We start from the raw sequence: 24,945 nt of genomic DNA on the forward strand, positions 1-24,945 counted from the left end.
CCCCCTACTGACCGGCGCAGAGCTGGGCCGCCGTGACCCCCTTGGGCAATTCATCCGGCGTGAAGCCGAACGGCGCGACCAATTTCTTGTGCTCGTCGGTGCCGATGAACTTGGCCAGTTCGGCGTTGAAGGCGTCGGCGAAGGCCTTGTCCTCGGTGCGGAAGGCATAGGCGCCATACCCGCGTACGCCCTTGCCGTCGATCACCGGGTCGGTGAACGGTTCGGCCTTCTGCAGGCCGCTGCCGGCATCGGTCTTGCCCATCAGGTCGTTGACCGTCAAGGCGGTGGCGGCATAGGCATCGGCGCGGCCGGCCTGGACCCCGGAGAGCGCGCTGACCGCGTCCGGAAACACCACGATCTGGCCCTGCGGCACCTTGACCTTGGCGGCGTATTCGGCCTCGATGGCCCCCACCACCACGCCCAGCTTGGCGTCGGGGTTCTTGACCACGTCTTCGTAGCTGTGCAGGTTCTTCGGATTGCCCTGCTTGACCAGGAATGCCTGACCCACGCCATAGGTCGGATTCGAGAACGCCACCTGGCCGCAGCGTTCAGGCGTGACATACATGCCGGCCGCGATGATGTCGAAGCGCTTGGCCTGCAGGCCCGGAATCAGCGAACCGAACTCGGTCAACACGCCTTCGACCTCGTTGATCCCCATGCGCTTGAGCACCACCCGGGCGATCTCCACCGACTCGCCCGTGACCTTGGCCTCTTTGCTGTCCATGTAAGCGAACGGCGCCTCGTTGGCGTAGCCGATGCGGATCTTGCCGGCGGCCTTGGCGGCCTCCAACGTGCTGGCGCCGGCGGCGGGCGCGCTATCGCCGCTGGCGGCGGTCTTGTCCGAACCGGAGTCGGAGCAGGCGGCCAACAGGCCCAGGCTCAGGGCCAGCACGACGCGGCGGGTGCGTTGGACGATCATGGTCTTTTCTCCCAAATTTATTTCTAGGTACATGGCTTCGCTAAAAATGATACGACATTAAATCATTTCACCTCTAACGATATGAACAAAAAAAGCAGGCCGAAGCCTGCTTTTCCTCGACCCGGCCCTATGGCGGGTGAGTACTCGTTACGAACCGTAGGGGACTATTTCGTCCCTATTTTTGTGCCGCCCCCGCATAGGAGAACTTGCCGTTGCGGACCACGCCCATCACACGGGCGCGCTCGTCGAAGCCTTGGTGATCGTCCTTGGAAATATTGAGCACCCCATTGGGCACGACCAGGTCGCGCGTGTTCTCCAGGGCGTCGCGCAGCGCCGCGCGGAATTCCGGGGTGCCGGGCTTGGCGCCGCCCTTGAGCGCGCGCGCCACCGCCGAATCCAGCAGCATCCAGGCGCCATAGGCATCGCCGGCGAACTGCGTCAGGGTGTGGGCGCCGTACTGGCGCTCGTACTTGTCGGCAAACGCCACCGCCACCTGCTTCACCGGATTCGAATCGGGCAATTCGCGCGCCACCACGCCCGGGCCGGTCGGGAACAGCGTGCCTTCGACATCCTTGCCGCCAACCTGCAGGAATTCCAGCGTCCCGATACCGTGGGTCTGGTAGATCGTGCCGGTGTAGCCGCGCTCGAGCAGCGTCTTCTGCGGCAGCGCCGACGGCGTGCCGGCACCGGCGATCAGCACCGCATCAGGCTTGGCCGCGATCACCTTCAGCACCTGCCCCACCACCGACGCATCGGTGCGCTGGAAGCGTTCCTGGGCAACGACCTTCAGGTCCTTGCCGGCGGCCGCGGAGAATTCCTTCCACCAGCTGTCGCCGTAGGAATCGGCAAAACCGATGAAGGCCACGTTCTTGAAGCCCTTCTTCTTCATGTCCTCGACCAGCACGGTCGCCATCAGCGAATCGTTCTGCGGCATCTTGAAGGCCCAGGCACGCTTGGGATCGGACAGCGGCTCGACGATCACGCTGGAGGCCGCCAGCGCGATCATCGGCGTGCGCGTCTCGGCCAGCACGTCGAGCGCGGCCAGCGCGGCGGCGGTGGTGTTGGGGCCGACGATGGCATCGACCTTGTCTTCCGAGGTCAGCTTGCGCAGGTTCTTGACCGCGCGGCTGACATCCGTACCGTCATCCAGCACGACATAGCGCGCCGGTTCGCCGCCCAGGGTGCTGGGCCACAGGCGGATGGCATTGTTGGTCTGGATGCCAATCGCCGCGGCCGGACCGGTGGTGGAGACATCCACGCCGATCACGATCTCGGCGTGGGCGGCGGACAGGGCGGGAAGTGCCAGTGCAACGGCGCAGGCATAGCGAAGAAAGAAGCGGGACATGACGACGGCTCGAAGAAGGGAAAAACAGCGGATGGCGCTATTTTGCCTGACCGCCGCAGGTCTCGTAGACCAGCGCCGCCAGCGTCAGGTCTTCCAGGGCGCTGCCGACCGCCTTGAACACCGTGATTTCCGCCGCGCCAACGCGGCCCGGCGCGCGTCCCAGCACCAGGTCCGTCAAATTGCCGCGAATATCCTCGCGCGCCAGCACGCCGGCCTCGAACGCGGCCAGCAGGTCGCCCGCCTTGGTCGGTGCCTCGTCGGTGTCCACATAGACCGTGGCGCCGTCGAAGCAGGCCGTGTCGGTCTCGATCATGTCGGGCTTGAAGCTGCCGATCAGGTCCAGGTGGGTGCCTGGCCGCAACCAATCGCCACGCACCAGCGGCACGGTCGACAGCGTCGCGCAACTGACGATGTCGGCCTGGCGCACGGCCTGCTCCAGGTCGACGGTAGCGCTGGCGTCGAAGCCCTGTTCGCGCAGCGTGGCCGCCAGCGCCTCGGCGCCGGCCGGACGCACGTTCCAGACCCATATCTTGTCGATCGGCCGCACCGTGCGCATGGCCTGCGCCACCAGCCCGGCGATGCGACCCGAGCCCACGATGGCCAGCACCCGCGCATCCTCGCGCGCCAGGTAGGACGCGCCCAGGGCCGCCGCGCCGGCGGTGCGGAACACGGTCACAAGGTCGCCGTCCACCTGAGCCAGCGGCACGCCGGTGCGGGCGCTGTACAGGTTGTAGGTGGCATGCAGGCCGGGCAGCGACTGGCGCGTGTTCTCGGGAAAGATGTTGATGACCTTGACGCCGAAATAGCCCTGCTCGTTCCAGGCCGGCATGATCAGCGAGGTGCCGTGCGCGCCGCCCGACTCGATGGCATGGACGTGGCGCGCGGGCACGTGGGCGCCCTGGCGGAAGGCCTCGCGCAGCGCCGGGATCGCCGTGTCGAACGACAATGCGCGGCGGGTTTGTTCAGTGTCGATCACTACCATCTGTATCCAGTGCCTGTTCGGGTTGAGCCAGGGAGGAAGTGTGACGGCGCCGCGTGACGCTGGCAAGGCGCCCCCGCCGCGGTTACATCGGCTTGCCGGATGCCGGCCGCCGCCACCGTATCATGGTCCATGCCCCTTCCGGCAACGCGCACCGCCCTCGGGCGGGCCGCGCGCTCCCCCAACCGGACGCGCCCGTCGCGGGCGCGTTCCCTCAACAGGAGTCACGCATGAAGAAAACCGCAACCGCCGCCTGGTCGGGCGATCTGAAGACGGGCAAGGGTACGATTTCGACGCAGAGCGGCGCGCTCAAGGACCAGCCATATGGCTTCAATACGCGCTTTGGCGACACCCCCGGCACCAATCCCGAAGAACTGCTGGGCGCCGCGCACGCCGGCTGCTTCACCATGGCGCTGTCCAACATCCTGGGCGAAGCCGGCCTGACGGCGCAAAGCCTGGACACCAAGGCCGAGGTCACGCTCGACAAGGCCGACGACGGTTTCGCCATCACCGCGGTGCATTTGACGGTGGAGGCGGTGATCCCCGGCGCCAGCGCCCAGGCCTTCGAGGAAGCCGCGCGCAAGGCCGAAAAGGGCTGCCCGGTCTCCAAGGTGCTCAACGCCAGGATCACCATGGACGCCAAGCTCAAGTCCTGAGCGGTCGCGGCGGGCCCGTCCGCGGGCGGCGCCATTGGCCCGCCCTATCCGGGCCTTGCCGAAAATCAATTTGACGGTCATGCCAGAGACATGGAAAATGAGAACCATTCTCAGGAAATGACATGACCCGATTCATCTACGCGATTTCAGGCGGCAAGGCGGCGTACTCCCAGGACGCCCAGGTCACGGCCAATCTGCGCCGGGTGGTCGGTTCCGGCATCCTGGTGGCGGTAGGCTACATCGACCCGGGCAACTGGGCCACCGACATCGCTGGCGGCAGCGGCTTCGGCTACGGCCTGCTAGTGGTCGTGATCGCCTCGGCGCTGCTGGCGCTGGGCTTCCAGGTGCTGGTATCGCGCCTGGCGCTGGCCACCGGCGAAGACCTCGCCACCCTCACCGCCCGCCATCTGTCACCGCACACCGCCAAGGCCGCCTGGCTGGCCGGTGAGGCCGCCATCCTGGCCACCGCGCTGGCCGAGCTCATCGGCGGCGCCATCGCGCTGCGCCTGCTGTTCAACCTGCCGCTGCTGGGCGGCGTGGCCGTCACCGGCGTCGGCACCTTCGCGGTGCTGGCCCTGACGCGCGGCAATGCCGATCGCCACGAGCGCGTCATCGCCGTGCTGCTGTCGGTGGTGGCGGCATCTTTCGTGTTCCTGCTGTTCAAGGCCAATCCAGCCTGGACCGACGTGGCTCATGGCATGACGCAGACCGGCCACGCGCTGCGCAACCCGCAGGGCTTCCTGATCGCGCTGGGCATCCTGGGCGCGACCCTGATGCCGCACAACCTCTACCTGCACTCTGGTTCGCTGGCGCAGCGTGCCCGGGCTCTGCCGGCCGACGCCCGCGATCTGGCCATGCGCGTGGCGCGCAACGACACCGTGGTGTCGTTGGGCCTGGCCATGCTGATCAACTCGGCCATCATGATCGTCGCCGCGGCCTCGCTGTCCGGCTCCGGCCTCATCGTCTCCAGCCTGGACGACGCCCACGCCGTGATCGGCCATACCCTCGGCATCGGCGCCGCCATCGTGTTCGCGGTGGCCCTGTATGCGGCCGGGCAAAGCTCCACCATCACCGGCGTGCTGGCCGGCCGCATCCTGTCGCAAGGCTTCCAGATCAACAGCGGCTGGTCCGACCGCCGCCGCGCGCTGGCCACGCGGCTGATCGCCGGCACCGTGGCCGCCGCCCTGCTGGCCTTCACCGGCGGCCAGGACCCCGACCAGTTGCTGGTGCTGAGCCAGGTCATCCTGAGTCTGGCCCTGCCCTTCGCGCTGGGTCCGCTGGTGGTGCTGGCCCGCCGCAAGCAGGTGATGGGCCGCCACGCATTGCGCGGCGCCTGGGCCTGGGCCGCGGCGGTCGCCACCATCGGCATCATCCTGCTGGATGGCTATCTGCTGGTGGACATGGTGGCGTGATCCCCGCAGCGCCCGTGGCGGCTTGCAAAGGCGGCGCCGAGCATCGGGCTATCGGAAATCGATCGTCCTGTGAATGGGAATACCCGTGGGCATGTGATGCGCGACGATGACAAACGTCGTTCCCGGCAACTTCCGATGAAGCAATCGCAGCATCTGCCGGGCGGTGGATTCGTCCAGCGCGCTGCAGGGTTCATCGAGGAAAGCCCAGGCAGGGTTATTGGCGATGACACTGAGGAGGCCAAGCCGCTGCATCTCGCCACCGGACAACCCGGCCGCCGCCGCATGTCCGTATGACTCGGCGGGGTGCCCGGGTTTCCGTGCCATTGCCGTGCGGCGCGCCAGCGCTGCCCATTCTTGTGCGGAGATTGCCGTCAACGGTATCGGATAAGCGCCGGCCGCAGGCAAGTCCGCCAGCGGAAAATGCGGTTGCTGCGGTAAGAAAAACAGCTTCCCGCCGGGCAGGCGTATGCTGCCCTCGCCATAAGGCCAAAGCTCGGCCAGTGCTTTGAAAAATGTACTTTTGCCGACGCCCGATGCGCCTTTTATCCATACATTCTCGCCACAGCGCAAGGTCAAGTCGGGAATCGTAAGGATGTGTTCGCCTTCCGGAGCGTTGAGCACGACGCCGCGCAGCGACAAGGCTCGATTGCCCGCCCCCCGCCTGACGGTGATGCCGGACGCCATCTTGCAGGCCTGATCGCACCCAGCGAGAAACTTCGCCAGCCGCCCGGTCGTGGCGGCCAGTTCGGCCAGATCTTTGTAGGAGAAGATGAACCAGGACAACGTGGTAACAACGTTGGAAAATGCCGATGCGGTCTGCATCAAGCCACCCAGCGTGACTTTCCCCGCAATAAAGGCGGGCAACGCGAGAAACATCGGAATGCGCAATACCGTTTGCATGTACGGGCGTGTGAAGCATCCCAATATCAACTCGCGCTTGATCAGCAACCTCCAGTTCTGCACGACTTGGGCGTAGAAGCGGTCAAGAATGTGCCGTTCGGTGCGCTCGCCCCGCTGCAAGGCAATGGATTCAGACGATCTGCGGACGTGTCCGAGACAAAAGCGGAAGTCGGCCTCGCGTTTCTGCTGCGCAAAGTTCAGCTGTTGCAATGGCCTTCCCAGCACGTGGGTCAATAAGCTCGCCAACAGGACGTAAAGCGGCGCGGTCCAGACCATGTACTTGGGGATCTGGATGCTTGCTCCGAATAGCGGGATGGAGAGCACGAAGGTCGACAGGTTCCACAACACGGAAAAATACGAAACCGCCGCGACCAGCTCGTTGATGAAGCCCAATCCTTGCGCGATGAAACGCTCGGAAAATATGCGGCAGTCGTCGGCAATGCGCTGGTCGGGATTGTCGACCTCATTGCCCGCCATCCTCAACTTCCAGTGGGTCTGGTGCCGCAGCCAGCGGGACATCAATTCATTGGTCAACGCGGTGCGCCACCTGATCTGCAGCACTTGCTGCAAGTACCTGCCGAGCAGATGGAGCGCGGCACTGCTCGCCGTGAGCACGGCGAACACACCGGCCTGCTTCAGGATTTGTCTGCCGTCGAACTGCTGCAGGGCATCGTAAAACCTCGCGCTCCAGCTGATCATGCGTAGCGAGACCGCGATGCCGCAAAAGCCAAGAATGAGAATGGCGATGAGGTACAGGATGCCAATGCGTCCTGCACGGCCGCGGATGCATATTCGTATCAGGCCAGCCATCTGGCTGGACAGGGATTTCATCTGGGAAAGCACGTTATGCGGCGAAAAGGTACGCCGCGGATCCGGTCAGGGATATTTCCAAAAGATTGAATCTACCCAGACCGCATTCAGCAGGCGACGGAAATCCGTCTGAAAACCCAAAGGCGTCCGACACGCTCACCCAGATGCACGATCGAATAACGCCGGTTTCTTATGGACAGCCCCACGTGCTCACACCGCCGGCCGGCCGGCAGGCAGGCCGGCGGCATACCGTGCCGGAATGAAAAACGCCAGCGATTGCTGGCGTTTTCTCTGGTGCGGACCCGCGGCTCAATGGCGGGCGGAGATCACCGGGTGCTGGCGACGGCCAGCGTCCATGTCGTGCAGCACTTCGCCGACGGCCCCGCCCAAGCGGCGCAGGCGCAGCTTGAGCCGGCGCCAGCCCATGCGCGAGAACGGGCCGGACAGGGTTTCCGCTTTGATGGCCTCGCGGATCAGGGACCGCTCCAGCGCATCCGACATGCGGGCATTTTTCAACGCGGTATCGCTCATGATTCTCTCCTTGAGAAAGCGCGATGGGGAACAACACGAATTCATGTTAGATCCGTGTTTGCTGCGTTGCAATAAAAATGCCTAGCATTATTTTTGCCGTTGCGAAATGGGTACAAACACCACCATAACGGTGCATGAGGCACCAAGTCTGGCACCATTATTGTGCAGTGCAAAATGGCACGCCGGCGCCCACGCTCAGCGTGCCAGATGAACCGCGATCAACTTGTCGGCCATCTCGGCCACCCGGCCCGCCGGCCCGCCCTCGCGGAACAGCTGGCTCGACACGAACGCGCCCTCGATCAGCAGCAGCAGGCCATCGCCCAGCGCCTCGGGATCGGGCGCCCCCATTTCGGCCGCCATGGCCGCCAGGCGCCGCCGCAGCTCGACCTTGTGCTCGACCGCGACCACGCGCGCCGGATGGCTATCCTCGGGATATTCCACCGCCGCGTTGGTCAGGCCGCAACCGCGATAGCCGTTCTGCACCGCCCGCACACCCAGGCCCGACAGATAGGCATGCAACTGCGCCCGCGGATCGCCCGGATGCGCATCGCAGGCGGCGTTGAAGCGCCCCCAGAACTCGGCGTCGTAGTCGCGCAGATAGGTCGCGGCCAGTTCGTCCTTGGACGAAAAGCTGCGATACAGGCTGGGCTTGGTGACGCCAGCCTGGTTGACGATGGCGTCCACCCCCACCGCCCGGATGCCGTCGCGGTAGAACATCTCGCGCGCGGTCTTGCGGATGCGATCGGCCGCCAGGAGCGGTTTCGCGGAGGTTTGGTCGGTGGCGGCCTTGCCACCGGCCGCGGATTTGCTGGCCATAACGGAGACTCCTCACTGAGACCGGCCGGCGAGGCCGGCCGCCCTGAAAACAGGGTCGCCAAAATGTCACTTGACGATGTTACTGACCGGTACGTACTATTCGCAAACCAAATTACGTACCGGTCAGTAACATGAGTATAGCCCACCCCCCTGCCCCCTTCCGCCGCGCCGGCCAGAAGTATGCGTTCGTCGTGGTCGCGGTCGTGTTCCTGGCCCTGCTGGTCTCGGCCGGCCTGCGCTCCTCGCCCAGTGTGCTGCTGGTGCCGCTGGAGCAGAACTTCGGCTGGAACCGCGGCACCACCTCGTTCGCCGCCGCCGTCGGCATCTTCCTGTACGGTCTGGTCGGACCGTTCGCCGCGGCCGCCATGGAACGCTTCGGCCTGCGCCGCGTGCTGATCGCTGCCCTGTCGCTGATGGCCGCCTCCAGCGCCCTCAGCGCCTACATGACCCAGCCATGGCACCTGTTGATGACCTGGGGGGTGTTCTCGGGCATCGGTTCGGGCGCGGTCGCCGTGGTCATGGGCGCTACCGTGGTCAACCGCTGGTTCGCCAGGCATCGCGGCCTGATGATGGGCCTGCTGACCGCCAGCACGGCCACCGGCACGCTGATCTTCCTGCCGCTGCTGGCCGCGCTGGCCTCGTCGGGCGACTGGACCCGGGTGGTGTGGACCGTAGCCGGCGCGGCCGCCGCGCTGGTGCCGCTGGCCTGGTGGCTGGTGCCGGACCGCCCGGCCAGCGTCGGCCTGGTGCCGTTCGGCAGCGATCCGCACGCGCCGTCCGCGCCCGCGGCGCCACGCACCGGCATGATCGCCGCCACCTTCGGCGCCCTGGGCCGCGCCGCCAGGACCCGCACCTTCTGGTTCCTGTTCGCCACCTTCTTCATCTGCGGTTTCACCACCAACGGCCTGGTCGGCACGCACCTGATCGCGCTCTGCGGCGATCACGGCATGCCCGAAGTGCAGGCGGCCGGCCTGCTGGCGATCATGGGCATCTTCGACCTGTTCGGCACCACCGCCTCGGGCTGGCTGACCGACCGCTACGATCCGCGCAAGCTGCTGTTCGTCTATTACGGGCTGCGCGGCCTGGCGCTGATCTACCTGCCCTATTCCGACTTTTCGTTCTACAGCCTGGCCATCTTCGCCGTGTTCTTCGGCCTGGACTGGATCGCCACCGTGCCGCCCACGCTGCGTCTGGCCACCGAGGCCTTCGGCGACCGCGAGGCGCCCATCGTGTTCGGCTGGATCGTGGCCGGCCACCAGCTGGGCGCGGCCAGCGCCGCCTGGATGGCAGGCGTGGTGCGCCAGTCGCAAGGCAGCTACCTGATGGCCTTTGTCGCGGCTGGCGCCACCGGCCTGATCGCCGCGATCATCGCATTGCTGATCGGGCGTGAACGGGCCGTGGCGCAAGCTGCGTAATGTTCGACGCCATGCAAAAGAAAAGCCCGGCATGCCGGGCTTTTCCGTGTCGCCCGCGGAGCGGGCCTAGGCTTCTTCCACTTCCCCCAGGTACGCCGCGCGCACCTTGGGATCGTGCAGCATGTCGCGGGCCGGGCCCGACAAGGTGATCTCGCCGGACTCCATCACGTAGCCGCGGTGGCTGTTTTCCAGCGCCAGGCGCGCGTTCTGCTCGATCAGCAGGATCGTGACGCCCTCGCTGGCGATGGTGCGCACCACCTCGAAGACCTTCTCGACCATCAGCGGCGCCAGACCCATCGAGGGCTCATCCAGCAGCAGCAGCTTCGGACGCGCGATCATCGCGCGGCCCATGGCCACCATCTGCTGCTCGCCGCCCGACAGCGTGCCTGCCGCCTGCTTGCGGCGTTCGGCCAGGCGCGGGAACAGCGTGAACACGCGGTCGGTGTCCTGCCGCACCTGCGCGGCGTCACGCCGGATATACGCGCCCATCGCCAGGTTTTCCTCGATGGTTAGCTGACCGAAGATGCCGCGCCCCTCGGGCACCATCACCAGCCCCTGGCGCACCAGCTCGTGCGACTTCTGGCCGCCGATGGACTGGCCGCCGTAGACCACTTCGCCGCCGGCCATCGGCACCAGGCCGCAGATGGCACGCAGGGTGGTGCTCTTGCCAGCGCCGTTGGCGCCGATCAGGCACACCAGTTCGCCTTCATCCACGCGCAGGTCGATGCCGCGCACCGCGCGGATGCCGCCGTACGCGACCTGCAGGCCGCGCAGTTCCAGTAGGGGTTTGCTTGCCGTCGTCATGCCGGGCGCTCCTGATGAATCAGCGGATCCTGGGCGGCGCCCGCGCCCAGATACGCTTCGATGACCTTGGGGTCGCGCTGCACCTGGGCCGGTTTGCCCATGGCCAGCACCTTGCCGTATTCCAGCACCAGCACGCGATCGCACAGGCCCATGACCAGCTTCATGTCATGCTCGATCAGCAGCACGGTGACGCCATCGCCGCGGATCTTCTCGATCAGCTTGCGCAGCACCACGGTTTCCGACGCGTTCATGCCGGCGGCCGGCTCGTCCAGCGCCAGCAGCTTGGGATCGGTGGCCAGCGCGCGCGCGATCTCCAGGCGGCGCTGGTCGCCATAAGGCAGCGAGCGCGCCACATCGTTGGCGCGGTGACCTATGCCGACGTAGTCCAGCAGCTCCTGGGCGCGGGCCTCGATGGCGGCTTCCTCGGCGCGCGTGGCGCGGGTACGGAACACGGCGCCCAGCACGCCGGCGCGGGTGCGCAGGTGGCGGCCGATCATGACATTCTCGATCGCGCTGAGGTTGGCGAACAGGCGGATGTTCTGGAACGTGCGCGCCAGTCCGGCATGCGCCACCTCGTGCGGCTTCTTGCCCGACATGGACGCGCCATTGAAGGTGCAGCTGCCGTCTTCCGGGATGTACAGGCCGGTGAGCACATTGAACAGCGTGGTCTTGCCGGCGCCGTTGGGACCGATCAGGCCGTAGATCTCGCCCTGCTCGATGTCGAAACTGACGTCCGACAGGGCCTGCAGGCCGCCGAAGCGTTTGCCCAGTCCCTGGGCTTGCAGCAGTTTGTTCATGCCGCACCTCCCTGGGCCTTGGTCGCCAGCTCACGCCGGCGCACGGCCGATGGCCACAGGCCGGCAGGGCGGAACAGCATCACGCACACCATCGCCAGGCCGAACAGCAACATGCGGATGCCCTCGGGGTCCAGCACCACGGCGCCGAAGAGCATCTGCTGCACCGGCTCGACCACCGCGCGCAGGAACTCCGGCAGCGCGGCCAGGATCAATGCCCCCAGGATCACGCCCGGGATGTGGCCCATGCCGCCCAGCACCACCATGCACAGAATGGAGATGGATTCCATCAGCGAGAAGCTCTCGGGGCTGACGAAGCCCTGCATCGACGCGAACAGCGCGCCCGCCACGCCGCCGAACGAGGCGCCCATGGCGAAGGCCAGCAGCTTGATGTTGCGGGTGTTGATGCCCATCGCCTTGGCGGCGATCTCGTCTTCGCGGATGGCTTCCCAGGCGCGGCCGATGCGCGAGTTCTGCAGCCGCACGCACACCAGAATGATGATCAGCGTCAGCGCCAGCAGCAGGTAGTAGTACTTCTCCGGCCCGGTCACGCGGATGCCCAGCAGGCTCTCGGTGCGGCCGAAGGCGAACTCGCCCACCTTGAAGGTGTCGATGCGGTTGATGCCCTGCGGGCCGTTGGTGATGTTGACCGGCGCGTTCAGGTTGTTCAGGAAGATGCGGATGATCTCGCCGAAACCGAGCGTCACGATGGCCAGGTAGTCGCCGCGCAACTTGAGCGTCGGCGCCCCCAGCAGCACGCCGAACAGGCACGCCACCGCCAGCGCGATCGGCAGGATCGCCCAGAACGGCAGATGCAGGCCGAAGTGCGGCGAGGCCAGCAGCGCCCAGGTGTAGGCGCCCACCGCGTAGAACGCGATATAGCCCAGGTCGAGCAGCCCGGCAAAGCCCACCACGATGTTCAGGCCCAGCGACAGCATCACATACAGCAACGCGAAGTTGAGGATGCGGACCCAGCTCTGGCCGGCCATGCCCAGCACGAACGGCAGTACCGCCAGCACGATGCCGATCAGCGCGATGCCGATCAGGTTGCGGGCCGAGAACCCGCTGTTTTTCAATGTGGTACTCATGCGCGGTCTCCCACACGTTCGCCCAGCAGGCCGGAGGGACGGAAAATCAGCACCAGCACCAGCACGAAGAACGCGAACACGTCCTGGTAGTGGCTGCCCAGGAAGCCGCCGGTCAGGTCGCCGATGTAACCCGCGCCCAGCGATTCGATGATGCCCAGCAGCAGGCCGCCGGCCATGGCGCCGACCAGGTTGCCGATGCCGCCCAGCACCGCGGCCGTGAAGGCTTTCAGGCCCAGCATGAAGCCCATGGTGTATTGCGACACGCCGTAATAGGTGGCGACCATCATGCCGGCCACGGCGGCCAGCGCCGAACCGATCAGGAACGCCGCCGAGATCACCGTGTTGATGTTCACGCCCATCAGGCCCGCCACTTCGCGGTTCTGCGCGGTGGCGCGCATGGCGGTACCCAGGCGCGTCTTGTGCACCACCGCCAGCAACCCGCCCATGATGAGCGCGGCGATCGCGACAATGGCGATCTGCAGCGTGCTCATGCGGGCGCCGAAGATCTCGAACACGCGCGGCGACAGCACCTGCGGGAAGTTCAGGTAGTTGCGGCCCCAGCCCATCATCGCCAGGTTCTGCAGGATGATCGATACGCCGATGGCGGTGATCAGGGCAGCCAGGCGCGGCGCGCGGCGCAGCGGCCGGTAGGCCACGCGCTCGGCGGTCCAGCCGACCGCCATGCACAGCGGCACCGACACCAGCAGGCCCAGGCCCAGCACCATGAAGGCGGAGGCGGACGGGTCGCCGCCGACCAGCGAAATGGCGATCGTGGTCGCCGCCATCGCGCCGATCATGACGACGTCGCCATGCGCGAAGTTGATCAGCCCGATGATGCCGTACACCATGGTGTAGCCGAGGGCGACCAGGGCATAGACGCTGCCGAGCGTGATGCCGTTAATCAGTTGTTGAATGAAGATATCCATAGGGGCCGCAAAAAAGCCTGGAAAAAATCGCGCGAAGTTCGGATGCGGCGCGGCCCGGGGGCCGCCTTCGCGCCAATCGCCGCCGCGCCGGGCGGCGCGCGCGGGGTCAAGGTGGCCAGGCGCGGCGACGCCGCGTCCTGGCCGGGTCAGGCAGCCTTAATTGGCCTGGCTGACCATCGTTTCGACCATCTCCCACTTGCCGTTCTTGACTTCGTAGATGGTGACCGAGATTTCCTTCAGATCGCCGTTCTTGTCGTAGGCGATGTGCTCGCTGGTCGCGCCCTTGCGGTTCAGCTTGGCCAGTTCCGGCAGGTACTTCTCGGGCTTGGCCGAGCCGGCCGCTTCGATGGCGCTGATCATGTTCCAGGCGCCGTCATAGGCATACGGCGCATACACGCCCGGGGCCTTCTTGAAGCGGGCCTGGTAGCGTTGCTCGAAGTCCTTGCCTGCGGCCATCTTGTCCAGCGGCACGCCGGCCAGCGAAGCGTAGGTGCCGTCGGCGGCATCGCCGGCCAGCTTGATGAAGGTGTCGCTGCGGGTCATTTCACCCGAGACCAGCGGCGCCTTCAGACCGAGCGTGGCCAGCTGGCGCTTCATCGGGCCGGATTGGGCATCCAGGCCGCCGTAGAAGATGGCATCGGGCGCCGCACCCTTGATGTTGGTCAGGATGGCCGTGAAGTCGTTGGCCTTGTCGGTCGTGTACTCGCGGCGCACCACCTGGCCGCCGGCGGCCTTGACCGCCTTCTCGACCTCGTCGGCCAGGCCCTGGCCGTAGGCGGTGCGGTCGTCGATGATGGCGACCTTCTTGGCCTTCAGGCTCTGCACCATGAACTTGCCGACCGCGGCGCCCTGCTGGGTGTCGCTGGTCATCATGCGGAAGGTGGTGTCGTAGCCCTGCTTGGTGTACTCGGGCGAAGTGGCCATGGCGATCTGCGGCAGGCCGGCTTCGTGATAGACGCGCGAAGCGGGGATCGTGGTGCCCGAGTTGAAGTGGCCCAGGATGCCGACAACGTTCTCGTCGACCAACTGCTGCGCGACCTGCACACCCACGCGCGGATCGGCCTGGTCGTCGCGCGACACCAGCACGAACTTGGCGGGCTGGCCGTCGACCTTGATGCCCTTCTTGTTGGCTTCTTCCAGGGCCAGGTTCAAGCCGTTCTGCATGTCCTCGCCGTAGTGCGACTGCGGACCGGTCAGCGGCGCGGCAAAGCCGAATTTGACGTCGGCCGCGTGCGCGGCGGTGGCCATGCCGACGGCGGCAATGCTGGCGGCGACAAGCTTCAAAGTGGTGCGAAACTTCATGGGAATCCTCCGGTATGTCGGATGTGGCTTTGTTTTATATATACCTGGGCTTTTGGGCCAGATGGTCTATTTGAGTGCGATTGCCGGGTTGCCACAATCGAACTTCAGGTGCGACCGGATTTTGCTTTGAGTGCAACCCGGCTCGATATTGGAGATAACCCTTGGTTGCCCTAGGGTTACCCCTCGGTCACGCTCAGCCGATGGTCATGAGACTGGCGTTGCCGCCGGCCGCGGCCGTATTCACGCTGATGGAACGCTCGGTCAGCAGGCGTTCCGGCACATAAGCGGCGCCGGCCGCCAGGGCATCCGAAGTCAGCCCGTGCACCGCCAGGATAGCGCCAGGACGCTGCGCAATGCGCTGGTTCAGCGCGCGCAGCGCATCGCCATCGCCCTCGAACAGCACCGCCTGGTAATCGGCCTGGTCAACCTCGGCATCGGCCAGGATGCCGGCCTGCCCCTGCTGCTCGGCGTCCAGCCCGGCCAGCAGCGCCTGCGCCGCGGGCGTATCCGCGAACCAGGCATGGTTGCCGGTCAGCCGCGCCGCCGCCCATTGCGCCCGCGCGCCGGCGTCGGTAGCCGCCACGCAATAGACCGCGCCGCGCGGCTCGACCATGTAGGTATTGGTCTCGCCCGTGGGCCCCGGCAGCGCAATGCGCTGCGGCAATGGCGCCGCCGCGTCCAGCGCCGGCGGCAGGCCCTCGGGACGCGTGCCCAGCAAGCGGTACATGTACAACGGCCCGCCCGCCTTGGGTCCGGTCCCCGACAGGCATTCGCCGCCGAACGGTTGCACGCCGACCACGGCGCCGACGATGTTGCGGTTGACGTAGACGTTGCCGGCATGGACCTGGCCGGTCACATGCGCGATGGTTTCGTCGATGCGGGTGTGGACGCCGAAGGTCAGGCCGTAGCCGGTGCCATTGATGGCGTCCAGCAGGGCGTCCAGCTCGTCGCGGGCATAGCGCACCACGTGCAGCACCGGACCGAAGACTTCGCGCGTCAGCTCGCTGATGTGATCGATCTCGATGATGGTCGGCGCCACGAAAGTGCCATGGCGGCATTCACCATTCAGTTCCACCTGGTCCACGCGGTGCCCCGCCGTGCGCATCGCGTCGATATGGCGCTGGATGTTGTTGCGCGCCTCGGTGTCGATGACCGGGCCGACGTCGACCGACAGGCGGTCGGGGTTGCCCACGCTCAACTCGCGCATGGCGCCACGCAGCATGGTCAGCACATGATCGGCATTGTCCTGCTGCACGCACAGCACGCGCAGCGCGGAACAGCGCTGCCCGGCCGAATCGAAAGCCGAGCTGAGCACGTCGAACACCACTTGCTCGGCCAGCGCCGAGGAATCCACCACCATGGCGTTCTGGCCGCCGGTTTCGGCGATCAGCGGAATGGTGTGGCCGTCGTCGTCCAGGCGATCGGACAGCGTGCGCGCGATGATGCGCGCCACGTCGGTCGAGCCGGTGAACATGACGCCGCGCACGCCGGCGCTGGCCACCAGTTGGGCGCCCACGGTCTCGCCGCGGCCCGGCAGCAACTGGACGGCGCCGGCCGGCACGCCGGCGGCGCGCAGGATGGTCACCGCCTGCGCCGCGATCAGCGGCGTCTGCTCGGCCGGCTTGGCCAGCACGGTATTGCCCGCGGCCAACGCCGCCGCGACCTGGCCGGTGAAGATGGCCAGCGGGAAGTTCCACGGGCTGATGCACAGCACCGTGCCCAGCGGGCGGTGCGTGTCGTTGCCGAATTCGCGGTCGGCCTGGTCGGCGTAATAGCGCAGGAAGTCCACCGCTTCGCGCACTTCGGCAATCGCGTTGGGCAGCGATTTGCCGGCTTCGCGCACGATCAGGCCCAGCAGGGTCTGCATCTGCTCTTCCAGGAGCTGCGCCGCGCGCCGCAGGCACTGCGCGCGCTCGGCCACCGGCGTCGATTGCCAGATGGGCGCGGCATTGGCGGCGGCGCGCAGGGCGGCCTCGGCTTCCTCGGCATTGGCCTCGATCACCTGGCCAACCACGTCACGCAGGTTGGCGGGATTGCGCACGTCGACGGCACGGGCCGGATCCCAGGCGCCCTCGCCGTCACCCAGCATGGGCCCGGCGCGCCAGGGCGTAGCGGCACTGGCCAGCAGCGCGGCCGCCAGCGAACCCAGGCGGTGTTCATTGCTCAGGTCCAGGCCGGCCGAATTGGCCCGCGCGCCCTGCCGGACGCTGCCATAGAGTTCGCGCGGCAGCGGGATCTTCTCGTGCGGCGCGCCCAACGGCACGATGCGCGTCGCGGCTTCGACCGGATCGGCCACCAGCGTCTCGACCGGGATGGTCTCGTCACCGATCAGATTGACGAACGACGTATTGGCGCCGTTCTCCAACAGCCGCCGCACCAGATACGCCAGCAGCGTTTCGTGCGTGCCGACCGGCGCGTAGATGCGGCAGGGACGGTTCAGCTTGCCCTGCGCCAGCGGCCCGACCACTTCGTCGTAGAGCGGCTCGCCCATGCCGTGCAGGCACTGGAATTCATACTGGCCCGGATAATAGTTCTGCCCGGCCAGATGGTAGATCGCCGACAGGGTGTAAGCGTTGTGGGTGGCAAATTGCGGATACACGGCTTCCGGCGCGCCCAGCAGCTTGCGGGCGCAGGCCAGGTAAGCCACGTCGGTGTAGACCTTGCGCGTGTACACCGGGTACCCCTCCAGGCCGTCGACCTGGGCGCGCTTGATCTCGCTGTCCCAATATGCGCCCTTGACCAGCCGCACCATCACGCGATGGCGGCTGCGGCGGGCCAGGTCGATGACGTAGTCGATCACGAACGGCGCGCGCTTCTGATAGGCCTGGATGACGAAGCCGATGCCGTTCCAGCCCTCCAGCTCGGGGGTGAAACACAGCGCCTCCAGCAGGTCCAGCGAGATCTCCAGGCGGTCGGCTTCTTCGGCGTCGATGTTCAGGCCGATGTCGTAGCTGCGCGCCAGGATCGTCAAGGCTTTCATGCGCGGCAGCAGTTCGGCCATGACCCGTTCGCGCTGGGCGCGCGAATAGCGCGGGTGCAGCGCCGACAGCTTGATGGAGATGCCGGGACCTTCATAGATGCCGCGGCCGGCGGCGGCCTTGCCGATGGCGTGGATGGCCTGTTCGTACGATGCGTAATAGCGCTCGGCGTCCTCGGCCGTGGTGGCCGCCTCGCCCAGCATGTCGTAGGAATAGCGGAAGCCGCGGCTTTCCATCTTGCGGTTGTTGGCCAGCGCTTCGGAGATGGTCTGGCCCGACACGAACTGCTCGCCCATCATGCGCATGGCCATGTTCACGCCCTTGCGCACCAGCGGCTCGCCGCCCTTGCCGATCAGGCGCGTCAGCGCCTTGGACAAGGACTGCTCGCTGCTCACGGCCACCAGTTTGCCCGTGATCATCAGGCCCCAGGTCGCGGCGTTGACGAACAGCGATTGCGAACCGCCCATGTGCGATTTCCAGTCGCCGCGCGCGACCTTGTCGCGGATCAGCGCATCGCGCGTGGCGCGGTCGGGAATGCGCAGCAGCGCCTCGGCCAGGCACATGAGCGCCACGCCTTCCTGGCTCGACAGCGAGAATTCCTGGATCAGGCCTTCCACCCCGCCGCCACTGCGCTTGCCGCGCAGCTTCTTGACCAGGTCGGCGGCCATTGCGTGCACTTTTTCCAGATTGGGCATGCGGGCCTGCCCCAGCAGCAAAGGCACGCATTCCGGCTCGGGACGGCGGTAGGCGGCGGTGATGGCCGCGCGCAGCACCGATTGCGGTTGCACGTCCTGGCCGAACTCGTAGAACGGCGGCGTGGCGGCAACCTGTTGCTCGCCGCCCTCGTCATCGCCCCCCTCGTCGCCGCCCAGATGCGACATCTCGGCCGGCAGGTGGCCGCGTTCGATCCTGTCCAGGTAGGCGACGATCGCCTGCTTGTGCAGCCAGTGCGGCGTGCAATTGAGTTTTTGCGCGGCGGCCTTCAGGCGGTCGCGTAGCGCGTCATCGACCTTGACGCCTAGGGTGGTGCTGGCCATAAGAGATTGCTTCCTGTCGCATGGCAAAGGTCACACCGGACCCGCGAAGGGGCCCGGCATCGGTAGGACCGTATGCTAGTCAGGTTGCAACCGGCTTTGTATTAAGGTTAACCCTATGGTTAACCGCCTGAGATCACGGCAGCTTTCCCCGCGTCTGCCGCTCCCTGGAATCAGGCGCCGGCGGCCTCGGCCAAGGGCGAGCAGCCCAGCATCCGCACCGCGCCGCCGCTATCCGGCGTCTGGCCGCGGATGGCCGATGCCATCGCCCCCGCCAGGGCCGCCACCGCGCGCTGCTGCGCCGCGACCAGCGGTGGCACACCGGTCTCGCTCACGGCTTCGGTGACGACACTGCGGCACAGCAACCCGCTGCCCTGGAGATTGACCGGCCGCACCCGCCAGGTGACATCCAGTTGCGCCATGCGGCCCGACACCAGGTCAAACCGTTGCACATCCGTCTGCACCCGCCACACAGGCGCGTCCGCGCCGGGCTTGACGACCTGCACGTCCAGCGCCCCAAGATCATGCTTGAGCGCGTCGGACAGGGCGCCACGGATCTCGTCGCCCAGCGGCGAACTCCAGCGTTCGGAATACAGCGCCGCCACACTGCCATCGCCGGTTCGCACCATCAATTGCGGCTGGTCGGCCTGCGCGGCGACATTGACGCCCTGCACTTCCAGCAGGAATGGCGCGGACGCGCGCGGCACGGCCGGCGCCTGGGCCGCGGGCCCCTGCAGCGTGTAGTACCGCACCGGCGGCGACGATGCGCAGGCGGCCAGCAGCAAGGGCAAGGCCAGCGCCGCCAAGCCACGGCGGCAGGCGGCAAAAGGAGAGGAAGGGAGTCGATTCATGGGTTCAGTTCCTGACCGGGCCGGCGCCGGGGATCGGGTCATCGCCGCGCCCGCGCAGCAGCGACTCGGGGTTCGCCTGCAGGAAGTCGGCCAGCGCGCGCAACGAACGGGCGGCACGGCTCAATTCCTGCATGGCCTTCTCGGTGTTGACGGGCAATGACGCATCCGACGCCAGCAGCGCATTCAAGTTGGCCAGGGAGTCGCGCGCCTGCTTGAGCACGCCTTGGGCCTGTGGCGCCACCTGCTTGTCCAGGCGAGTCATCAACTTGGAGGTGCTCGAGAGCGTCGCGCGCAAATCCTCGCCGATTTTGTCGAACGGAATCTTGTCGATCTTGGCCACGATATTGCTGACCTGCTGCTGCAACTGGTCAAGTTGCCCGGGCACGGTCGGAATGATGGCCGGATTGGACATCTTGAATTCCGCCGGCTTGGCATTGGGGAAATCGTCCAGCACCACATACAACTGGCCGGTCAGCAGGTTGGCGGTGCGCAACTGGGCGCGCAGGCCATGCTTGATCATGATGCCCAGCAGGCGCCCGCCAGCCTCGTCGCCATCCTTGATGGCATGCTCGCGCATTTCGTCGTAGACCCGGCCCAGGCGTTCGGGATACAGCGTGGCGTCCACCAACGCGAAGAAACGCTTGCTGACGGGATCGAAATCCATGGTGATCTGCGTGACGTTGCCAAGCGTGATGCCGGAGAAATCGATGGCGGCGCCCACCGCCAGCCCCCGGATCGACTGGTCGAAACGCATGCGGATCGGGAACGCTTCGCCGTCGGGGTTGGCCTTGGCCGCCGTCTCGGTCGGATACAGCTCGAAGTGCGTGTCGGCCGGCGCCGGCGTGTTGGCATCGCGCGCGCTGTAAACCGGTTCGAACGCCACGCCCCCCACCGCCATCGAGACCAGCGACTGGGTGCGCACTTTCAGGCCTTCGGCGTTGACGCTGAAATCCACGCCGCTGGCGTTCCAGAAACGGGTGCCGTGGGTGACGAACTTGTCGTTGGGCGCATCCACGAAAACCTCGACGTTGACCGCGTTGCCGGTCTTGTCGAGCGCATAACCGATCACCCGGCCCACATTGATGCGGCGAAAATACACCGGCGACCCGATATCCAGCGACCCCAGGTCCGAGGCCTTGAGCATGAAACGCTTGCCGGCGCGGTCATGCGTGACGGCCGGCGGCGTCTCCAGGCCGACGAAATGGAGCTTGGTGGCCTTCTTGGCGTGATCCTTGCCCTCGACCGCGTCCACGCCGATATAGGCCCCCGACAACAGGGTGCCCAGCCCCGAGACGCCGCTGACGTCCAGGCGCGGACGCACCACCCAGAAATTGGTGCCCTCGCGCGCCAGGTCGGCCACGTCCTTGGAGAGTTCGGCCTGCACCACCACCTTGCTGCGGTCGGCGTTGAAACCGATCGACTTGACCGTGCCGACGTTCACGTCTTTGTAGCGCAGCTGGGTCTTGCCGACCTCCAGCCCTTCGGCGGTATTGAATTCGATCGACAGGTCGGGGCCGGCCTGCATCCAGGTCCGCACCACCAGCGACAGGCCCATCAGCGCCGCGACGACGGGCACCAGCCAGATCCATGAAATCCGGCTCTTGCGCTTGCGCGAGATCGTCGGTGACGCGAACTTCTCTTCACCAGATCCAGGGGCTTGGTCGGACATCGGTTTTTCCTCTTCTTCTTGAAACGGCACGCGACAGGTCGCCCGCGCCCCGCAATCGTGCCGGCGTCAACCCGCCCGCGCGCCAGCGGCGGACGCGCTTGGCCGGCCATCGGCCGCGGCCAAGGTGGCATCGTCCAGCTCGCTGGTATTTTCCAGATCCCAGCTGCGACGCAGGTCGAAGCTCATGGCCGCCAGCATGGTCAGGATGACGACCACGCCGAACGCCGCGGCGCCGGCTCCGGCGCTGATTTCCATCAGCCCCTGGAAATCGGCCAGTGCCGCCAGCAGGATCACCACGAACACGTCCAGCATCGACCATTGGCCGATGAACTCGACCATCTGGTACAGCCGGGTGCGCGGGCGCAGGTTGGTGGTACTGCGCCACTGCTCGGTCAACAATAACAGGATCAGCGCCAGCAACTTGGTCAGCGGCACCGCCACGCTGGCAATGAAAACGATCAGCGCGATGTCCCAGGACCCCATGTCCCACAATTCCACCACGCCGCCCAGGATGGTGTGGGCGCTGTCGCCCAGCACCGAACTGACCTTCATCACCGGCAGCACATTGGCGGGAATATAGAACACCACGGCCGCCAGCAACAGCGCCCAGGTACGGCTGAGGTGATCCGGCTTGCGGTAATGCACCACCGCGTGGCAGCGCACGCAATGGTGTTCTTCCTCGGGGTCGCCGCCACGCGGCACCGCCTGCACCTGGCCGCAGACATGGCAACCGGTCAGCACCTGATCGGGACCGGCCTCGGGCACATGCACCGGCACCACGCCCTCGCTTTCGGCATAGCGCCACAGCACGTGCGGCGTCAGGCGGCCCAGCATGGTCAGGAAGATAGTCAGCACGCCGAAGGCGAACAAGCCGACGCCCGGCGATACCGCCGCCATGCCGGCCAGCTTGACCACCGCCACCAGCACGCCCAGCAGGAACACCGGCACCATGCACCAGGGACGCAGCAAGCCCAGCAGGCGCATCGCGCCGCGAAAGCCCGCCGGCTCGGCCCCACGCGACAAGGGCCCCAACACCCACAGCAGCACCCCCAGCTGGAACAACGGCAGCACGAAGCCCGCCAGGCCGGTCATGATCGCCACGGTGTAATGCCCCTGGCGCCAGGTGATGCCGACCGCGTCCAGCAGCGAGGCCTGCTGCACCATGCCCTGCACCGACATCGAGGCGACCGGATAGGCGTTGGCCACGCCGAAGACGATCAGCGCGGCGATGGCGAGCGCCAGCCAATTGGACAAAGTAAGCCCGCTGTAGCGCCACAGGATGGCGCCGCAGCGGGCGCAATTGGCGGTCTCGCCAGGTTCGAGCCGATGTCGGCGATAGATGCTCGCGCAGTGTTCGCACTCGATCAGCGGCTGGCTCTCCGCGCTACTCACAGGCAGGGCCTTATTCGACGAGTTCGACTTCCTGCTTGTCCGGCTTCGCCGACGGCGGCTTGCCGTGTTCGTCGAAATCCAGCGTGACCTTGCCGGCCTCGTCCAGGTCCACCGTGACGGTGCCGCCATCGACCAGCTTGCCGAACAGCAGCTCGTCGGCCAGCGCGCGCCGGATGGTGTCCTGGATCAGGCGCTGCATCGGCCGCGCCCCCATGAGCGGATCGAAGCCTTCCTTGGCCAGGTGCTCGCGCAGGGCCGTGGTGAAGACGGCCTCGACGCGGCGCTCGTGCAGTTGGTCTTCGAGCTGCATCAGGAACTTGTCGACCACGCGCAGGATGATCTCGCGGTCCAGCGGCGCGAACGGGATGATGGCATCCAGCCGGTTGCGGAACTCGGGCGTGAACATGCGGCGGATTTCGGCCATTTCATCGCCCACCACGCGCGAATTGGCGAAGCCGATGGACGGCCGGTTCAGGGTCTCGGCGCCGGCGTTGGTCGTCATGATGAGGATGACGTTGCGGAAGTCCGCCTTGCGGCCGTTGTTGTCCGTCAGCGTGCCGTGGTCCATGACCTGCAGCAGGATGTTGAAGACGTCCGGATGGGCCTTTTCGATTTCATCGAGCAGCAACACGCAGTGCGGCTGCTTGGTGATGGCCTCGGTCAACAGGCCGCCCTGGTCGAACCCGACGTATCCGGGCGGCGCGCCGATCAGGCGCGAGACCGCGTGGCGTTCCATGTACTCGGACATGTCGAAGCGCAGCAGTTCGACGCCCAGCGTGAACGCCAGCTGGCGCGCGACTTCGGTCTTGCCGACGCCGGTGGGGCCGGAGAACAGGAAAGCGCCGATCGGCTTTTCCGGCTTGCCCAGGCCCGAACGCGCCATCTTGATGGCGGCGGACAGCGCCTCGATGGCGTTGTCCTGGCCGAACACCACGGTCTTGAGATCGCGGTCGAGCGTGGCGAGCTTGCTGCGGTCGTCGTTGGAGACCGACTGCGGCGGAATGCGCGCGATCTTGGAAACGATGTTCTCGATGTCGATCTTGCCGATCACCTTCTTCTGGCGCGAACGCGGCAGCAGGCGCTGCGCGGCGCCGGCCTCGTCGATCACGTCGATGGCCTTGTCCGGCAGGTGGCGGTCGTTGATGAAACGCGCCGACAGTTCGGCGGCGGCCGACAGCGCGGCGGCCGAGTAGCGCACGTTGTGATGCTCTTCGAAGCGGCTCTTCAGGCCGCGCAGGATCTGCACGGTCTGCTCGACGCTCGGTTCGGGCACGTCGATTTTCTGGAAACGGCGCGACAGCGCGTGGTCTTTTTCGAAGACGCCGCGATATTCGGTGTACGTGGTCGCGCCGATGCACTTGAGCTGGCCCGAGGACAGGGCCGGCTTGAGCAGGTTGGAGGCATCCAGCGTGCCGCCGGAGGCGGAGCCGGCGCCGATCAGCGTGTGGATTTCGTCGATGAACAGGATCGCGTCGGGATTGCCGCGGATCTGCTTGAGCACGCCCTTCAGGCGCTGCTCGAAATCACCGCGGTACTTGGTGCCGGCCAGCAGCGCGCCCATGTCCAGCGCGAACACTTGCGCGGCCTGCAGGATCTCGGGCACTTCGCCGCGCGTGATGCGCCAAGCCAGGCCCTCGGCGATGGCGGTCTTGCCCACGCCTGCCTCGCCCACCAACAGCGGGTTGTTCTTGCGCCGACGGCACAGCACCTGGATCACGCGCTCGACTTCGTGCTCGCGCCCGATCAGCGGATCGATGCGGCCGGCCAACGCCGCGGCGTTCAGGTCGGTTGCATACTGGTCCAGCGGCGACTGGCGCGATTCGCCCTGCTCTTCACCATTGGTCTGCTGCTCTTTCTGCACGGCGGCGGACTCCACCTGTGGCTGTTTGGTAATGCCATGCGACAGGAAATTCACCACGTCCAGCCGCGTCACGCCCTGCTGTTGCAGGTAGTACACGGCGTGCGAATCCTTTTCGCCGAAAATGGCCACGAGCACGTTCGCGCCGGTGACCGGCTTCTTGCCGGTGCCGCCCGCGGACACGTGCATGATCGCGCGCTGGATGACGCGCTGGAAACCCAGCGTGGGCTGGGTATCGACTTCCGCGCCGCTGGGGATCACCGGCGTGTTTTCCGAAACGAACTGACGCAGGTTGCGGCGCAGGTCATCCAGGTTGGCGGCGCAGGCGCGCAACACTTCAACCGCGGAAGCGTTATCGAGCAGCGCGAGCAACAGGTGCTCGACGGTAATAAATTCGTGCCGGGCCGAACGGGCCTCGACGAAAGCCATATGCAGGCTGACTTCAAGCTCTTGGGAAATCACGCTT

The 24,945-nt window shown here is 66.4% G+C and carries 19 protein-coding genes; 3 read left to right on the forward strand and 16 right to left on the reverse strand.

Annotated features, from left to right (window positions below; translation table 11 throughout):
* Positions 1 to 4 precede the first annotated feature (4 nt).
* The 3 genes from ehuB to lhpI form a co-directional block, all read right to left on the reverse strand.
* Entirely contained in the window at positions 5 to 919 is a 915-nt protein-coding gene (gene ehuB / locus HV701_RS03115; RefSeq protein ID WP_175131619.1) for an ectoine/hydroxyectoine ABC transporter substrate-binding protein EhuB, read from the reverse strand.
* Positions 920 to 1,094: 175 nt separating this feature from the next.
* Complete coding sequence (locus tag HV701_RS03120; protein WP_175131620.1) at positions 1,095 to 2,264, reverse strand: ABC transporter substrate-binding protein; 1,170 nt, start codon at positions 2,262 to 2,264, stop codon at positions 1,095 to 1,097.
* Between the two features lie 37 nt (positions 2,265 to 2,301).
* On the reverse strand, positions 2,302 to 3,246 hold the full coding sequence (gene lhpI / locus HV701_RS03125; RefSeq protein WP_175131621.1) for a bifunctional Delta(1)-pyrroline-2-carboxylate/Delta(1)-piperideine-2-carboxylate reductase: 945 nt from the start codon (positions 3,244 to 3,246) through the stop codon (positions 2,302 to 2,304).
* 227 nt (positions 3,247 to 3,473) lie between these two features.
* Between lhpI and HV701_RS03130 the strand changes: the two genes are divergently transcribed.
* Positions 3,474 to 3,899: an OsmC family protein gene (locus tag HV701_RS03130; RefSeq protein WP_175131622.1), complete on the forward strand. Its 426-nt coding sequence runs from the start codon at positions 3,474 to 3,476 to the stop codon at positions 3,897 to 3,899.
* 122 nt (positions 3,900 to 4,021) lie between these two features.
* Entirely contained in the window at positions 4,022 to 5,311 is a 1,290-nt protein-coding gene (locus HV701_RS03135) for an Nramp family divalent metal transporter (RefSeq protein WP_175131623.1), read from the forward strand.
* A gap of 48 nt (positions 5,312 to 5,359) precedes the next feature.
* Here HV701_RS03135 and HV701_RS03140 read toward each other — a convergent pair whose 3' ends face one another.
* From HV701_RS03140 to HV701_RS03150, 3 genes are all read right to left on the reverse strand, one after another.
* On the reverse strand, positions 5,360 to 7,042 hold the full coding sequence (locus HV701_RS03140; protein ID WP_175131624.1) for an ABC transporter ATP-binding protein/permease: 1,683 nt from the start codon (positions 7,040 to 7,042) through the stop codon (positions 5,360 to 5,362).
* 288 nt (positions 7,043 to 7,330) lie between these two features.
* Positions 7,331 to 7,552 (reverse strand): XRE family transcriptional regulator, encoded by a 222-nt coding sequence (locus HV701_RS03145; RefSeq protein ID WP_175131625.1) that lies wholly within the window; start codon positions 7,550 to 7,552, stop codon positions 7,331 to 7,333.
* A 195-nt stretch (positions 7,553 to 7,747) separates the two neighbouring features.
* Entirely contained in the window at positions 7,748 to 8,368 is a 621-nt protein-coding gene (locus HV701_RS03150) for a TetR/AcrR family transcriptional regulator (RefSeq protein ID WP_244957829.1), read from the reverse strand.
* Positions 8,369 to 8,499: 131 nt separating this feature from the next.
* Between HV701_RS03150 and HV701_RS03155 the strand changes: the two genes are divergently transcribed.
* A complete protein-coding gene (locus tag HV701_RS03155) occupies positions 8,500 to 9,783 on the forward strand; it encodes an MFS transporter (RefSeq protein ID WP_175131626.1) in 1,284 nt (427 codons plus the stop codon).
* Positions 9,784 to 9,849: 66 nt separating this feature from the next.
* Here HV701_RS03155 and HV701_RS03160 read toward each other — a convergent pair whose 3' ends face one another.
* The 10 genes from HV701_RS03160 to clpA all read right to left on the reverse strand — a co-directional run bounded on the left by HV701_RS03160 (position 9,850) and on the right by clpA (position 24,941).
* Positions 9,850 to 10,587, reverse strand: a complete 738-nt coding sequence (locus tag HV701_RS03160) for an ABC transporter ATP-binding protein (protein WP_175131627.1) — start codon at positions 10,585 to 10,587, stop codon at positions 9,850 to 9,852.
* Complete coding sequence (locus tag HV701_RS03165; protein ID WP_175131628.1) at positions 10,584 to 11,384, reverse strand: ABC transporter ATP-binding protein; 801 nt, start codon at positions 11,382 to 11,384, stop codon at positions 10,584 to 10,586. The genes HV701_RS03160 and HV701_RS03165 overlap by 4 nt, the downstream gene beginning before the upstream one ends.
* Entirely contained in the window at positions 11,381 to 12,469 is a 1,089-nt protein-coding gene (locus tag HV701_RS03170; protein WP_175131629.1) for an ABC transporter permease subunit, read from the reverse strand. Before HV701_RS03170 ends, HV701_RS03165 begins: the two co-directional genes overlap by 4 nt.
* Positions 12,466 to 13,395 (reverse strand): branched-chain amino acid ABC transporter permease, encoded by a 930-nt coding sequence (locus tag HV701_RS03175; protein WP_175131630.1) that lies wholly within the window; start codon positions 13,393 to 13,395, stop codon positions 12,466 to 12,468. The genes HV701_RS03170 and HV701_RS03175 overlap by 4 nt, the downstream gene beginning before the upstream one ends.
* A 156-nt stretch (positions 13,396 to 13,551) precedes the next feature.
* Complete coding sequence (locus HV701_RS03180; protein ID WP_175131631.1) at positions 13,552 to 14,697, reverse strand: branched-chain amino acid ABC transporter substrate-binding protein; 1,146 nt, start codon at positions 14,695 to 14,697, stop codon at positions 13,552 to 13,554.
* Between the two features lie 193 nt (positions 14,698 to 14,890).
* The gene (gene putA / locus HV701_RS03185; RefSeq protein ID WP_175131632.1) at positions 14,891 to 18,712 is read right to left on the reverse strand and encodes a trifunctional transcriptional regulator/proline dehydrogenase/L-glutamate gamma-semialdehyde dehydrogenase; all 3,822 of its coding nucleotides are present in this window, start codon (positions 18,710 to 18,712) and stop codon (positions 14,891 to 14,893) included.
* A 170-nt stretch (positions 18,713 to 18,882) separates the two neighbouring features.
* A complete protein-coding gene (locus HV701_RS03190; protein ID WP_244957828.1) occupies positions 18,883 to 19,560 on the reverse strand; it encodes a PqiC family protein in 678 nt (225 codons plus the stop codon).
* A 4-nt stretch (positions 19,561 to 19,564) separates the two neighbouring features.
* The gene (locus tag HV701_RS03195; RefSeq protein WP_175131633.1) at positions 19,565 to 21,229 is read right to left on the reverse strand and encodes a PqiB family protein; all 1,665 of its coding nucleotides are present in this window, start codon (positions 21,227 to 21,229) and stop codon (positions 19,565 to 19,567) included.
* 66 nt (positions 21,230 to 21,295) lie between these two features.
* Positions 21,296 to 22,621, reverse strand: coding sequence for a paraquat-inducible protein A (locus HV701_RS03200; protein ID WP_175131634.1), 1,326 nt, complete (start codon positions 22,619 to 22,621; stop codon positions 21,296 to 21,298).
* Between the two features lie 10 nt (positions 22,622 to 22,631).
* Positions 22,632 to 24,941: an ATP-dependent Clp protease ATP-binding subunit ClpA gene (gene clpA / locus HV701_RS03205; protein WP_175131635.1), complete on the reverse strand. Its 2,310-nt coding sequence runs from the start codon at positions 24,939 to 24,941 to the stop codon at positions 22,632 to 22,634.
* Positions 24,942 to 24,945 lie beyond the last annotated feature (4 nt).

It is taken from the genome of Achromobacter pulmonis (genome assembly GCF_902859765.1).
Lineage (GTDB): Bacteria > Pseudomonadota > Gammaproteobacteria > Burkholderiales > Burkholderiaceae_B > Achromobacter > Achromobacter pulmonis.

Coding starts and splice junctions, on each gene's coding strand:
- HV701_RS03155 (WP_175131626.1), top strand. CDS start 8,500: ATGAGTATAGCCCACCCCCCTGCCCCCTTCCGCCGCGCCGGCCAGAAG.
- HV701_RS03175 (WP_175131630.1), bottom strand. CDS start 13,395: ATGGATATCTTCATTCAACAACTGATTAACGGCATCACGCTCGGCAGC.
- HV701_RS03135 (WP_175131623.1), top strand. CDS start 4,022: ATGACCCGATTCATCTACGCGATTTCAGGCGGCAAGGCGGCGTACTCC.
- HV701_RS03195 (WP_175131633.1), bottom strand. CDS start 21,229: ATGTCCGACCAAGCCCCTGGATCTGGTGAAGAGAAGTTCGCGTCACCG.
- HV701_RS03120 (WP_175131620.1), bottom strand. CDS start 2,264: ATGTCCCGCTTCTTTCTTCGCTATGCCTGCGCCGTTGCACTGGCACTT.
- HV701_RS03170 (WP_175131629.1), bottom strand. CDS start 12,469: ATGAGTACCACATTGAAAAACAGCGGGTTCTCGGCCCGCAACCTGATC.
- HV701_RS03150 (WP_244957829.1), bottom strand. CDS start 8,368: ATGGCCAGCAAATCCGCGGCCGGTGGCAAGGCCGCCACCGACCAAACC.
- HV701_RS03190 (WP_244957828.1), bottom strand. CDS start 19,560: ATGAATCGACTCCCTTCCTCTCCTTTTGCCGCCTGCCGCCGTGGCTTG.
- lhpI (WP_175131621.1), bottom strand. CDS start 3,246: ATGGTAGTGATCGACACTGAACAAACCCGCCGCGCATTGTCGTTCGAC.
- HV701_RS03165 (WP_175131628.1), bottom strand. CDS start 11,384: ATGAACAAACTGCTGCAAGCCCAGGGACTGGGCAAACGCTTCGGCGGC.
- HV701_RS03160 (WP_175131627.1), bottom strand. CDS start 10,587: ATGACGACGGCAAGCAAACCCCTACTGGAACTGCGCGGCCTGCAGGTC.
- HV701_RS03130 (WP_175131622.1), top strand. CDS start 3,474: ATGAAGAAAACCGCAACCGCCGCCTGGTCGGGCGATCTGAAGACGGGC.
- HV701_RS03180 (WP_175131631.1), bottom strand. CDS start 14,697: ATGAAGTTTCGCACCACTTTGAAGCTTGTCGCCGCCAGCATTGCCGCC.
- putA (WP_175131632.1), bottom strand. CDS start 18,712: ATGGCCAGCACCACCCTAGGCGTCAAGGTCGATGACGCGCTACGCGAC.
- ehuB (WP_175131619.1), bottom strand. CDS start 919: ATGATCGTCCAACGCACCCGCCGCGTCGTGCTGGCCCTGAGCCTGGGC.
- HV701_RS03145 (WP_175131625.1), bottom strand. CDS start 7,552: ATGAGCGATACCGCGTTGAAAAATGCCCGCATGTCGGATGCGCTGGAG.
- HV701_RS03140 (WP_175131624.1), bottom strand. CDS start 7,042: ATGAAATCCCTGTCCAGCCAGATGGCTGGCCTGATACGAATATGCATC.